Origin of the sequence: Xanthomonas sp. WHRI 6106 (assembly GCF_040202405.1) — a bacterium.
Classification (GTDB): domain Bacteria; phylum Pseudomonadota; class Gammaproteobacteria; order Xanthomonadales; family Xanthomonadaceae; genus Xanthomonas; species Xanthomonas cannabis.
Genome location: NZ_JBEGFC010000001.1, coordinates 328,299 through 340,976, shown reverse-complemented (window position 1 = coordinate 340,976; position 12,678 = coordinate 328,299). Strand labels below are relative to the sequence as shown.

Genomic DNA, 12,678 nt, shown 5'->3' with positions numbered 1-12,678 from the left:
GAATAGCCTGGCCGGTCACCACACGCAGCAGCGGAGATGTTGCGGTCATCTTCTGCCGCAGAAGCATGCTTAAGCGATCCGGCGATGGCAAAGCACTCGACGAGATCCGTGGCTTGCAGCGCTCTGCCAAGCGCAAGGCAACTACAGCGTGACCCCCGCCGGAGATGCGACACGCCAGTGCATGGCACACCGCAACCGCGGTCCCTTCTCCCGCCTGCGGGGGAAGGTGCCCGAAGGGCGGATGGGGGGCGTCTGACCTTCAGCCCGATGCCTCTGGCCAGCTTGGTGGGCCGGAGATGCGCCAACGGACTTCAGGAATATTGCCGCTTGTGCAGCGCTCTCATCATCGAAGCACGCAGGCCTCAAGGGCGCACACTGCACACCGACTCTTTGGTTGCCGGCAAGAACGCGCGATCGCGCCTCCGTTTATTCCAGATCCACATCGCGCGGAAAATAGCGGCGAAACTTTTCTTCCCAGGCCTGGAATTGGTCCAGCGTGTAGCCATCCATCGGCCGCTCCACCGCAGCGGCGGCCTTGTTCTGTGCAACGACGGCAATCCGCTGAGACGACAGCTCGTCCCATGCTTTCCTCAAGGCGACCGGATCCGGATGCGAGACCAGCATGGCCTCCAGCAGCGTGGCCTGCGCAACGCGCGCGGCCAGCAGGTCGCTGAGCGCGTCGGTGACGGCCTGCATCCATTCCTGATGTCGGTTATCCATGTGCGGCGTGTCGTAGCTGCTGTGTGGCCGGCGACTTTAGCGTGGCAGCCGCAACGACGCCGTGTAGCAGTCGGAGCCCTCGGTGAGAGCACGCGAACCGGTCGTTTTCACAGTCTGCGCGTCTTCATGCAGCATGCGCCAGTCGGTCGATTCCTGACTCCTGCCGTTCACAAACTGGGCCTAAATCCGCGCGGCACCATTAATTCAAGTTTCCTAACGGTGCGTCGTTATCCACCGTGCCGGCCCGACACTCATGCGTCCTTCACGCAACTGCCCCGACGGCACCCTTCGACTTCGTATCCGGGATTGCCGCATGACTGCCTTACTCCAACGTTATTCCGTCGGCCGTCGCCTGGGCGCCGCGTTCTGCTTGCTGATCCTCCTGTCGGGTCTACTTGTTGCCATCGGGCTAAACTCGATGGGCAGCGCCAGAAAGCAGCTGGACTTCATCGTGCTGGACCGCATGGCCAAGATCCAGTTCGGTAACGGCATGCTGGATGCCAACTCCTCGATCATGATCGCGTTGGGCACCTACGCCATGGCCACCAGCGCCGAACTCGACGCACAGGCGTTGGAAACGATCAAGACGCAACGCCAGCGTTACAAGGAGCTGCGCGAAAAACTCGATACGCTGCCCAGCTCCGAAGAAGGCCGCAAGATTCGCGCAGAGATGGATGCTCAACGCGCCATTTCCGGCAAGATCAACGATGAAGTGATGACACTCGCCGCCCAGGACGACAACGGCCCGGCGCAGGCATTGCTCAACGAGAAGGGGCGCCAAGCCAACGCGGCCTGGCAGGACAAAATCCGTCAGCTGGTCAGCCGGCAGGAAGAACAGAGCCGGCAGGCCTACACCGAAGCCGTGCAGTCCATGACCCGCGCCAAGTTACTGCTGCTGATCGGCGGCGTGGCCGTGGTCACCATCAGCGGCCTGCTCGCTTGGCTGATCACGCGCAGCCTGACCCACCCGCTCGCCCGCGCCACCAAGGCCGCCGAGGCCATTGCCAATGGCCAGCTGGACAACCAGGTGCAAACCGACGCGCGGGATGAAACCGGTCGCCTGCTGCGTGCCATGAGCGGCATGCAGACACAGTTGCAGTCGTTGTTGCGCGCGCAGGCCGACATGGCCAAGCGGCACGACGAAGGGCAAACCAGTTTCCGGATCGATGCCAATGCGTTCCCCGGCGACTACGGCCGTATGGCGCAGGACACCAACACCCTGGTCGCCTCACATCTTGAAGTGCAGACCACGCTGGCCCGCATCATGGGCCGCTACGCCATCGGCGATTTGAGCGACAGCATGGACGTGTTGCCTGGCGAAAAGGCCGTGCTCACGCAGACCATGAATGAGGTCAAGGCCAATCTTTCGGCGATGAATGCGGAAATCAAGCAGCTGGCGCTGTCCGCAGCCAACGGCGACTTCAGCGCGCGTGGCGATGCCGACCGCTTCCAGTACGACTTCCACCTCATGGTCGACAGCCTTAACCAGCTGATGGCCACCGCAGACGGCAACCTGCAATCGCTATCGGCACTGCTGCAGTCCATCGCCGCGGGCGACCTGACCGCGCGGATGACCGGCGACTTCAAGGGTGTGTTCGCGCAGATGCGCGACGACGCCAACGCCACCGCCACGCAGCTAGCCGAAATCGTCGGGCGCATCCAGCATTCGGCGGTGTCGATCAACACCGCCGCCAGCGAGATTGCTGCTGGCAATCAGGACCTGTCGCAGCGCACAGAACAGCAGGCCGCCAACCTGGAAGAAACCGCCGCATCGATGGAAGAACTCACCTCCACCGTGCGCCAGAACGCCGAACACGCACGCCAGGCCAATCAACTGGCAATCGGTGCTGCCAGCGTGGCCTCGCAAGGCGGCGATATCGTCAGCAAGGTCGTGGGCACCATGAGCGGCATCGAGGCGTCGTCGAAAAAGATCGCCGACATCATCAGCGTCATCGACGGCATTTCCTTCCAGACCAACATCCTGGCGCTCAACGCGGCGGTGGAAGCGGCCCGCGCCGGCGAGCAAGGCCGCGGTTTTGCGGTGGTGGCCAGCGAAGTACGCACGCTTGCGCAGCGCTCCACGGCAGCGGCCAAAGAGATCAAGAGCCTGATCGACGATTCGGTACAGCGTGTGACCGAAGGCTCCACCCTGGTGCACACCGCCGGCACCACCATGGCGGAAATCGTCGCCAGCGTGCAGCGCGTCACCGACATCATGGGCGAGATTTCCGCTGCCTCGCAGGAGCAGTCAGCCGGCATCGAACAGGTCAACCTCACCGTCACCCAGATGGACGAAGCGACCCAGCAAAACGCCGCGCTGGTGGAAGAAGCCACCGCCGCCGCACGTTCGATGGAAGAACAGGCCGGGGAACTCACGCAGGCGGTGTCGATCTTCAAGATCGAAGCCGAACGCCCTGCTGCCGTACGCACCGCAGCACCAACCGTGGTGCGCCCGAAAGCCGCGCCTGCTGCAACGCCAACCCGCAGCGCGGCAAGCCCGCCCCGGCGCACTACCCGCCCGGCGGCCGCGGTAGCCACCGCATCGAGCAACAGCGCGGACTGGCAGGAGTTCTAAAAAAATAGAAGGTTCACAGCAGCCGTTCCAGAACATCAGAACGCATGCTCACAAGGCCGGTTGTGCGAACAGCCGGCCTTCTTTGTGCATGGCTTGAGCATTCGGCCGGCCGCCTTAACGAAAGGCGACAGTCAGCTGCAAGGTTGCTCGACAGCGCAGGTGCGGCCTGGTGCCAGCCTCCCGGTGCGCAGAGCACCCAAGCATGCGACACCACGCCGACTCGACGATTGGGGATTGAGCGCCGCTCGGCTTAAACTTGCCGTCCACCGCCATGCCCGCGCCAGTCACTGCGGCAATCCGGCCCATCCAGCCTGCGCGGCCGCTGCCGCAACCGCCGCATGCATGGGTTGCAGACCTGGCGCACCAACACCCCACCGCCACCGCAGTGCGTCACGCACCTGCGCAGCAGTCAGATTTCGGAAGACGTTCTTGCAAACCACCGACACCAAAGACAAAGCCAAGCAGGGCACGGGAACCCCCGAGCACACGCCGCTGATGAAACAGTTCTTCGCCGCCAAGTCGGACTACCCCGACCTGCTGCTGTTCTTTCGCATGGGCGATTTCTACGAGCTGTTCTACGACGATGCGCGCAAGGCGGCGCGCCTGCTGGATATCACCCTGACCCAGCGCGGCAGCTCCGGCGGTGCGCCGATTCCGATGGCGGGTGTGCCGGTGCATGCGTATGAAGGCTACCTGGCGCGGCTGGTCGCGTTGGGCGAGTCGGTGGCGATCTGCGAGCAGATCGGCGACCCGGCGCTGGCCAAGGGGCTGGTCGAGCGCAAGGTGGTGCGCATCGTCACGCCCGGCACGGTCACCGACGAGGCGCTGCTGGACGAGCGTCGCGACACCTTGTTGATGGCGATTTCGCGCAGCAAGCAAGGTTACGGCCTGGCCTGGGCCGATCTGGCCGGCGGGCGCTTCCTGGTCAACGAAGTGGACAGCGTGGATGCGCTGGAAGCTGAGATCGCGCGCCTGGAGCCGGCCGAGCTGCTGGTCCCCGACGAAGACAACTGGCCGGAGTTCCTGCGCGGGCGTATCGGGGTGCGGCGGCGGCCACCGTGGCTGTTCGATGCCGACAGTGGCCGGCGCCAGTTGCTGGCGTTCTTCAAATTGCACGATCTGTCCGGCTTCGGCATCGACGACAAGCCCTGCGCCACCGCTGCGGCCGGCGCCTTGCTTGGGTATGTCGAAGAGACCCAGAAACAGCGGCTGCCGCACCTGACCTCCATTGCGATGGAAGTGGCCAGCGAAGCGATTTCGATGAACGCGGCCACACGCCGGCACCTGGAGCTGGATACGCGCGTCGATGGCGACACGCGCAATACCTTGCTCGGCGTCCTGGACAGCACGGTCACGCCGATGGGCGGGCGCTTGCTGCGGCGTTGGCTGCACCGTCCGCTGCGCCTGCGCGATGTGCTGGTGCAGCGCCACCACGCGGTCGGCACCCTGATCGACGCGGGCGCCGATGTCGACGTGCGCGAGGCCTTCCGCGCGCTAGGCGATCTGGAACGCATCCTCACCCGCGTGGCATTGCGTTCGGCGCGCCCGCGCGACTTTTCCACCTTGCGCGATGGACTGGCGCTGTTGCCGAAGGTCCGCGCGATCCTGGCACCGCTGGATTCGCCGCGACTGCAGACCTTGTTTGCCGAACTCGGCGAGCACGATGCCACCGCGCATCTGTTGATCAGCGCCGTGGCCGAGCAACCGCCGCTCAAGCTCAGCGACGGCGGTGTCATCGCCACCGGCTACGACGCCGATCTGGACGAGCTGCGCCGCCTGTCCACCAATGCCGACCAGTTCCTGATCGATCTGGAACAGCGCGAACGCGCCAGCAGCGGCATCGCCACGCTCAAGGTCGGCTACAACCGCGTGCATGGTTACTACATCGAGATCAGCAAGGGTCAGGCGGAAAAGGCGCCGTTGCACTACAGCCGCCGGCAGACCCTGACCAACGCCGAGCGCTATATCACCGAAGAGCTCAAGAGTTTCGAAGACAAGGTGCTGTCCGCGCGCGAGCGTTCGCTATCGCGCGAAAAACTGCTGTACGAAGGCCTGCTGGATGCGCTGGGCACCGAGCTGGAAGGCCTCAAGCGCTGCGCCGGTGCATTGAGCGAACTGGATGTGCTGGCCGCGTTCGCCGAACGCGCGCAGGCACTGGACTGGTCGCAGCCGGAGCTGGACAGCGCGCCGTGCCTGCGCATCGAACGCGGCCGTCACCCGGTGGTGGAAGCGGTGCGCGACCAACCGTTCGAACCCAACGATCTGGAGCTGCACGCCGACCGCCGCATGCTGGTGATCACCGGCCCGAACATGGGTGGTAAATCGACCTACATGCGCCAAAACGCCTTGATCGTGCTGTTGGCGCATATCGGCAGTTACGTGCCTGCCAGCCGCGCGGTGATCGGGCCGATCGACCGCATCCTCACCCGTATCGGCGCCGGCGACGACCTGGCGCGCGGGCAATCCACCTTCATGGTGGAAATGGCCGAAACCAGCTACATCCTGCATCACGCCACCCCGCACTCGCTGGTACTGATGGACGAGATCGGCCGCGGCACCTCCACCTACGATGGCCTGGCGCTGGCCGACGCGGTGGCGCGCCATCTGGCGCATACCAATCGCTGCTACACGCTGTTTGCCACGCATTATTTCGAACTCACCGCGCTGGCCGACGAATCGCATGCCGGCGGCGCCAGCGGTATTGCGAATGTGCATCTGGACGCGGTCGAACACGGCGAGCGCCTGGTGTTCATGCATGCGGTCAAGGATGGGCCGGCCAATCGCAGCTTTGGCTTGCAGGTGGCCGCGTTGGCCGGGCTGCCGAAGGCGGCAGTGACCCAGGCGCGACGTCGCCTGGCGGAGCTGGAACAACGCGGCGGCGAAAGCCATAGCGCGCAGATGGCGCCGGCCGCGCTGGATGCGCCGCAACAGTTCGGGCTGTTCACCGCGCCCTCTTCCGCCGCGCAGGAAGCGCTGCAGGCCCTGGATCCGGACGACCTCACGCCCAAGCAGGCGCTGGAGGCCTTGTATCGGTTGAAGGCGTTGATTTGAGGTGCGGGGATTGGGGAGTCGGGATTTGGGATTCGTAAGAGCGGAGCTGCATGGCTGATGCTTGCTGCGCTTGCGGATGCATTGCGCAACAGGATTTGGCGGTCGTTTGGATGCAGTCTTGCGGATTGCTCTGTCGGCGCGACGGGCGCACCCTGCGGCAACGCTTCGTCCAACAGGAAACCTTCCGATGACCACGTCCGCCTCATTGACCGATCAGCTCGCCGCGCAGTTGCAGGGCCCGCAACTGCAGCAACTCGTTGGCCGCCTGGGCATTGCGCCCGAGCAGGCGCAATCGGCCGTGCAGACCGCGCTGCCGCTGTTGATGGGCGCGCTGGGCCGCAATAGCCAGCAGGCCGGTGGCACCGATGCCTTGCTGGGCGCCCTGCAACGCGACCACGCCGCCAGCCCGGACATCGGTAGCCTGCTGGGTTCGCTGCTGGGCGGTTCGGCCAGCGGCGCGTCGGCCAATGGCGCCGGCATCGTCGGCCATCTGTTCGGCGACAAGGCGCCACAGGCCGCTGCCGGGCTGGGCCAGGCCACCGGGCTGGAAACCAGCAAGGCCAGCCAGCTGCTGCAGCTGCTCGCTCCCATCGTGATGGCATATCTGGCCAAGCGCTTTCTGGGCGGCAATACCGCGGCCGCCAGCCAGCTCGGCCCCGCGCTGGCCCAGGAACATCAGCAAGTGCGCACGAACGCCGGCGCCGGCGGCCTGTTGACCAGCGTGCTGGATCAGGACGGCGATGGCCAGCTCGGCCTGGGCGATGTCATGAAGCTGGGCGGCAGCCTGTTCGGCAAGCGCTGAGCGACCCGTAGCCGCTGGGCACGCCGGACGAGCACCGGCGTGCTATCCATAGCAATACGCTATCGATATGTTCGAATAATTCGAATTCACCAAATGATCGATGCGCTTTATCGTGTGCGAACGTCGCCATGATGAGTCCGCCTGATGCGCCTGCCCGCCCATTGCCTTTCCCGTCAGCCAGGCGGTTTCGACTGCCACAAGCAGGCGCTAGCATCGGCAGGTCCGCCAGCGGCCGGGCGACTGTTTCCCTGTCGTGATCATCGATGACCACGACAAGGGCGCTGCCGTCCACGTCGATTCCACCAGCACGTGCCGGCATACCGGCACGCCGCTCCCCAAGTGCTTACGCACACAGGTAAATCCCATGACCACCGAAGCAAAGTGCCCGTTCAACCACGCTGTCGTCGGTACCGGTACCACCAACCGTGACTGGTGGCCCAAACAGCTGCGCGTGGATCTGCTGAGCCAGCATTCGAACAAGTCCAACCCGCTGGGCGAGACGTTCAATTACGCCGAAGCCTTCAAGCGCATCGACCTGCAGGCGCTCAAGCAGGAACTGCGTGCGCTGATGACCGACTCGCAGGACTGGTGGCCGGCCGACTTCGGCCATTACGGCCCGCTGTTCGTGCGCATGGCCTGGCATAGCGCCGGCACCTACCGCATCGGCGATGGGCGCGGCGGCGGCGGCCGTGGTCAGCAGCGGTTTGCGCCGCTCAACAGCTGGCCGGACAACGTCAGCCTGGACAAGGCGCGCCGGCTGCTGTGGCCGATCAAGCAGAAGTATGGCCAGTCCATTTCCTGGGCCGACCTGATGATCCTCACCGGCAATGTCGCGCTGGAGTCGATGGGCTTCAAGACGTTCGGTTTTGCCGGCGGCCGCGAAGACACCTGGGAACCGGACCAGGACCTGTACTGGGGTCGCGAGACCAAGTGGCTGGGTGGCGACGACCGCTATTCGCGCGGCTCGCCCGGCGTGGACGAAGCGCACGGCGTGCTGGTCAAGGACGACGACAGCGAAGTGCCGCACACGCGCGATCTGGAAAACCCGCTGGCCGCCGTGCAGATGGGCCTGATCTACGTCAACCCGGAAGGTCCGGACGGCAACCCCGACCCGATCGCTGCCGCGCGCGACATCCGCGACACCTTCGCGCGCATGGCCATGAACGACGAAGAGACCGTGGCCCTGATCGCCGGTGGCCACACCTTCGGCAAGACCCACGGTGCCGGCCCGGCCGACAACGTCGGCGCCGAACCGGAAGCCGGCGAACTGGAAAGCCAGGGCCTGGGCTGGCACAACCGCTACGGCAGCGGCAAGGGCGCCGACACCATCACCAGCGGCCTGGAAGTCACCTGGACCACCACGCCGGCGCAGTGGAGCAACGACTTCTTCGACCACCTGTTCAAGTTCGAGTGGGAGCTGGGCAAGAGCCCGGCCGGCGCGCACCAGTGGGTGGCCAAGAACGCCGAGGCCATCATTCCCGACGCGCACGATGCATCGAAGAAGCATCGCCCGACCATGCTGACCACCGACCTGGCACTGCGTTTCGACCCTGCGTACGAAGCCATCTCGCGCCGCTTCCATCAGCACCCGGAGCAGTTTGCCGACGCCTTCGCACGCGCCTGGTTCAAGCTCACCCACCGCGACATGGGTCCGCGCTCGCGCTACCTGGGCCCGGACGTGCCGGCCGAAGAATTGCTGTGGCAGGACCCGGTACCAGCGGTGGACCACGCGTTGGTCGACGCGCAGGATGCGGCCGCATTGAAGCAGACCATCCTGGCCTCGGGCCTGAGCGTGGCGCAGCTGGTCTCCACCGCGTGGGCCTCGGCCTCCACCTTCCGTGGCTCGGACAAGCGCGGCGGTGCCAATGGCGCGCGCATCCGCCTGGCACCGCAGAAGGACTGGCAGGCCAACCAGCCTGAGCAGCTGGCCAAGGTGCTGGCCACGCTGGAGCGCATCCAGGCCGACTTCAACGCCGCGCAATCGGGCGGCAAGAAGATCTCGCTCGCCGACCTGATCGTGCTGGCCGGCAACGCTGCGGTGGAACACGCAGCGCAGGCCGCCGGCCACAGCGTCACGGTGCCGTTCGCACCGGGCCGCACCGATGCCTCGCAGGAGCAGACCGATATCGAGTCGTTCGCCGTGCTCGAACCGGTGGCCGATGGCTTCCGCAATTTCGCCAAACGCCACTACGCGGTGCCGGCCGAAGCGTTGCTGATCGACAAGGCGCAGCTGCTCACCCTCACCGCACCGGAGCTGACCGTGCTGGTCGGCGGCCTGCGCGTGCTGGGCGCCAATGTCGGCGATACCCAGCATGGCGTCTTCACCACACGCCCTGGCGTGTTGAGCAACGACTTCTTCGCCAACCTGCTCGACATGCGCACCGAGTGGAAGGCGACCTCCGAAGCGAAGGACCTCTACGAAGGCCGCGACCGCGCCACCGGCGAGCTTAAGTGGACCGGTACGCGCGTGGATCTGGTGTTCGGCTCCAATTCCATCCTGCGTGCAGTGGCCGAGGTCTATGCCAGCGGCGATGCGCAGCAGAAGTTCGTGCACGACTTCGTCGCCGCCTGGACCAGGGTGATGCAGCTGGATCGGTTCGATCTGGCGTAAGCCGCTGGATCGTTCGGCCTGACTCAGGCCCTGGCAGTCAGACAATGCCCCGGACAACCGGGGCATTTCTTTTGCGCGACTTCCCGATCGTCTTGGCCATGCGCCGCCGTGCGAACCCATCGGGCACGGCAGGGACAAGGTGCTAGACCGCTAGAGCGCGTCGATATCGCCCAATGCATTGATCAAGCGGCGTGCCCGCTTGTCGGGCTTGCCTTCCGGCGCGCGGTAACCGGTGCGTTCGGCAGCACGTTGCAGCCGCCACTGCGCACGCGCCTCGCGCGACGCCTCGCCCTCCACGTACAGGGCCTGCGCCACCGGCGCCGGCCCGCGTACGTCGCTGAGCCCGGCCACCGTGATCTCGAAGATTTCACCACCCCGGTCGATGCGCAGGCGCTCGCCGCAGCGCAGGCTGCGCGAGGGCTTGGGGCGCTGCCCGCCCACGTCCACCTTGCCGGTGTCGACCGCATTCTTGGCCAGGCTGCGCGTCTTGAAAAAGCGCGCGGCCCACAGCCACACGTCCAGCCTGACCGTCGTGCCCTGTTCCAGTTCCGGATTCATGCGCCTTGCTGTCTCGCTTTGTCTGGTAACCGATGTTTGGGCAGCCACCCGGAACTCAAGCTGGGCCGTCGCCGCGGCCATCCGGGTTGATCGCCGGTTCGATGCTGGACGCTTGCCCCCATCCGCCCTATGGGCACCTTCCCCCGCAGGCGGGGGAAGGAAGACGCCAGCGCGCTACAGATCAGACAAGCCCATTACGGCAAACAACGCACCGCAATTCAAACAATGACAGTTCAATCAACGCACTGCAGTTCAAACACGCCCATTACAGTTCAAACACGCCCATTACAGTTCAACAACGCATTGCAGTTCAAACAAGCACACTACGGTTCAAACAACACGCCACAGTTCAAACAAGCCCATGACAGTTCAAGCAACACACTGCAGATCAAACAAGCGCTCGGCCACACCCCTTCTCCCGCCTGCGGGAGAAGGTGGCGCGCAGCGCCGGATGAGGGCCACCGCGGCTGCGCAGCCGAGCGAAGCAGCGAAACGCCCCGGCCAAGGCTTCGCTGGCGGTGAATACGGAGCTCCCCCAACCGAAGTGCGCGCGCAACGCGAGCACTGCACTGGATCTCACCCGCGCAATGCTAGGGTGCGCAACGTCTGCATACCGATACAACCGCGATGCCCAAATCCGCTGTCCTGACCGAAGGCCCGATCGGCAAGAACCTGCTGCTCTTCGCACTGCCGATCATGGCGGGCAATATCGCCCAGTCGCTCAACGGCTCGGTCAACGCGATCTGGATCGGCCGCTATCTGGGCGAAGAGGCCCTGACGGCCGCCGCCAACGCCAACAGCATCATGTTCTTCCTGATCGGCTCGGTGTTCGGTATCGGCATGGCGTCCACCATCCTGATCGGCCAGGCAATGGGCGCGCGCAACATTGCCCAGGCCCGCAAGGTCATGGGCAGCAGCGCCAGCTTCTTTGGCGGGCTGTCGGCGCTGATCGCCGTGCTGGGCTGGTTCCTGGCGCCGCATCTGCTCACCGCAATGGGTACGCCCGCCGCCTCGCAGACGCTGGCCGAGGAGTATCTGCGCGTGATCTTCCTGGCGATGCCGACGCTGTATCTGTTCGCCTTTCTATCGGCAGCGCTGCGCGGTACCGGCGATGCGCGTACGCCCTTCCGCTTTCTGCTGCTGTCGGTGCTGCTGGATATCGTGTTCAACCCGTTGCTGCTGTTCGGCATCGGCCCGTTTCCGGCGCTGGGCATCGCCGGTGCGGCCTGGGCCACGCTGATTGCGCAGGTGGTTGCACTGGCCGGCCTGCTGATCTATCTGCGGCACAAAAAACATGTGCTGTGGCTGGGACGACGCGACCTGCATCTGTTCCGGATCGATGCTGCCATCCTGCGCGCGCTCATCGTCAAGGGCGTGCCGATGGGCCTGCAGATGGTGATGATCTCGCTGGCGATGATCGCGATGCTGTCGCTGGTCAATGGCTTCGGTACCGACACCGCCGCCGCGTTTGGTGCGGGGCTGCAGCTGTGGAACTACGTACAAATGCCGGCAATGGCGGTCGGCGCCGCCTGTTCGACCATGGCTGCCCAGAACGTGGGTGCCGGCCTGTGGTCGCGCGTGGATGCCGTCGCCCGTACCGGCATCGCCGCCAACTTCCTGATGACGGGCTTGCTGATCGTGCTGTTGATCCTGTTCGATCGCTGGACCCTGGCCCTGTTCCTGCCCGAAGGCAGCGCCACCCTGGAGATCGCGCGGCATCTCAACCACATCGCGATCTGGTCGTTCCTGTTGTTTGGCGTCAGCTTTGTGGTGTCTGGCGTGGTGCGCTCCACCGGTGCGGTGATCCCACCGCTGTTGATTCTGGCGTTTTCGCTCTGGGGCGTGCGCGTGCCTCTCGCAAATATCCTGCTGCCGCATCTGGGCGCAGACGCGGTGTGGTGGAGCTTTCCGATCAGTTCTACCTGCTCGATGCTGCTGTCGCTGGCCTACTACCGCTGGGGCGGCTGGCGCAAGGCGCGCATGCTGACCACGCCGAGCCACCCTTCCGCACTGGCAGCGGCAGCCGAGGTGCCCGCACATCCTGCATCGCCGGTCGCCGATCCCGCCCCCATTGCCGAGCCGATCACCGAGCCAACCCGGACACGCTCGCGCTGATGCGTGCACGCTGATCCGCGCATGCCGACCGCAGCCAAGCCACGTGATCGATGGCGATGCGCTGCATTGACCGGCCTCAAGCTGCGACTTGAGAACGGCTAACAAAACGAGCGTGGTTGTCAGGTGGCTGTGGGCATCGCGGCCGGAACCGCAGTGCGCGAGTGGCACATGCCAATTTCGAGGGCTGTCGCCATTCCGGTTTCCCAAACGCAAACGGCCGCCCAAGGGCGGCCGTCTGGCAGTGGC

At 65.2% G+C, this 12,678-nt stretch carries 7 protein-coding genes and 1 other RNA gene; 5 read left to right on the top strand and 3 right to left on the bottom strand.

Going from position 1 to position 12,678, the window contains the following annotated elements:
* Nucleotides 1-426: 426 nt before the first annotated feature.
* Entirely contained in the window at nt 427-720 is a 294-nt protein-coding gene (locus ABQZ09_RS01565; RefSeq protein WP_052077005.1) for a hypothetical protein, read from the bottom strand.
* Nucleotides 721-1,033: 313 nt separating this feature from the next.
* On the opposite strand from ABQZ09_RS01565, the gene ABQZ09_RS01560 reads away from it, so the two are divergent.
* From ABQZ09_RS01560 to katG, 4 genes are all read left to right on the top strand, one after another.
* Complete coding sequence (locus ABQZ09_RS01560; protein ID WP_349775943.1) at nt 1,034-3,295, top strand: methyl-accepting chemotaxis protein; 2,262 nt, start codon at nt 1,034-1,036, stop codon at nt 3,293-3,295.
* 495 nt (nt 3,296-3,790) lie between these two features.
* On the top strand, nt 3,791-6,346 hold the full coding sequence (gene mutS, locus ABQZ09_RS01555) for a DNA mismatch repair protein MutS (protein WP_349776102.1): 2,556 nt from the start codon (nt 3,791-3,793) through the stop codon (nt 6,344-6,346).
* 187 nt (nt 6,347-6,533) lie between these two features.
* A complete protein-coding gene (locus ABQZ09_RS01550; RefSeq protein ID WP_349775942.1) occupies nt 6,534-7,148 on the top strand; it encodes a DUF937 domain-containing protein in 615 nt (204 codons plus the stop codon).
* 364 nt (nt 7,149-7,512) lie between these two features.
* On the top strand, nt 7,513-9,759 hold the full coding sequence (katG, locus tag ABQZ09_RS01545; RefSeq protein WP_349775941.1) for a catalase/peroxidase HPI: 2,247 nt from the start codon (nt 7,513-7,515) through the stop codon (nt 9,757-9,759).
* A 150-nt stretch (nt 9,760-9,909) separates the two neighbouring features.
* Here katG and ABQZ09_RS01540 read toward each other — a convergent pair whose 3' ends face one another.
* Nucleotides 9,910-10,317: an RNA-binding S4 domain-containing protein gene (locus ABQZ09_RS01540; protein WP_349775940.1), complete on the bottom strand. Its 408-nt coding sequence runs from the start codon at nt 10,315-10,317 to the stop codon at nt 9,910-9,912.
* A 627-nt stretch (nt 10,318-10,944) separates the two neighbouring features.
* On the opposite strand from ABQZ09_RS01540, the gene ABQZ09_RS01535 reads away from it, so the two are divergent.
* Nucleotides 10,945-12,432 carry an MATE family efflux transporter gene (locus ABQZ09_RS01535; protein WP_349775939.1) on the top strand — a complete coding sequence of 496 codons (1,488 nt, stop codon included), beginning with the start codon at nt 10,945-10,947 and terminating at the stop codon, nt 12,430-12,432.
* Nucleotides 12,433-12,528: 96 nt separating this feature from the next.
* Here the strand turns inward: ABQZ09_RS01535 and ABQZ09_RS01530 are convergent.
* A non-coding RNA gene (locus ABQZ09_RS01530) (sX9 sRNA) lies at nt 12,529-12,602 on the bottom strand.
* Nucleotides 12,603-12,678 lie beyond the last annotated feature (76 nt).

Bases quoted from the DNA above. Each gene is read 5' to 3' on its own strand.
- ABQZ09_RS01565 (WP_052077005.1), bottom strand. From the start codon at position 720: ATGGATAACCGACATCAGGAATGGATGCAGGCCGTCACCGACGCGCTC.
- ABQZ09_RS01560 (WP_349775943.1), top strand. From the start codon at position 1,034: ATGACTGCCTTACTCCAACGTTATTCCGTCGGCCGTCGCCTGGGCGCC.
- mutS (WP_349776102.1), top strand. From the start codon at position 3,791: ATGAAACAGTTCTTCGCCGCCAAGTCGGACTACCCCGACCTGCTGCTG.
- ABQZ09_RS01550 (WP_349775942.1), top strand. From the start codon at position 6,534: ATGACCACGTCCGCCTCATTGACCGATCAGCTCGCCGCGCAGTTGCAG.
- katG (WP_349775941.1), top strand. From the start codon at position 7,513: ATGACCACCGAAGCAAAGTGCCCGTTCAACCACGCTGTCGTCGGTACC.
- ABQZ09_RS01540 (WP_349775940.1), bottom strand. From the start codon at position 10,317: ATGAATCCGGAACTGGAACAGGGCACGACGGTCAGGCTGGACGTGTGG.
- ABQZ09_RS01535 (WP_349775939.1), top strand. From the start codon at position 10,945: ATGCCCAAATCCGCTGTCCTGACCGAAGGCCCGATCGGCAAGAACCTG.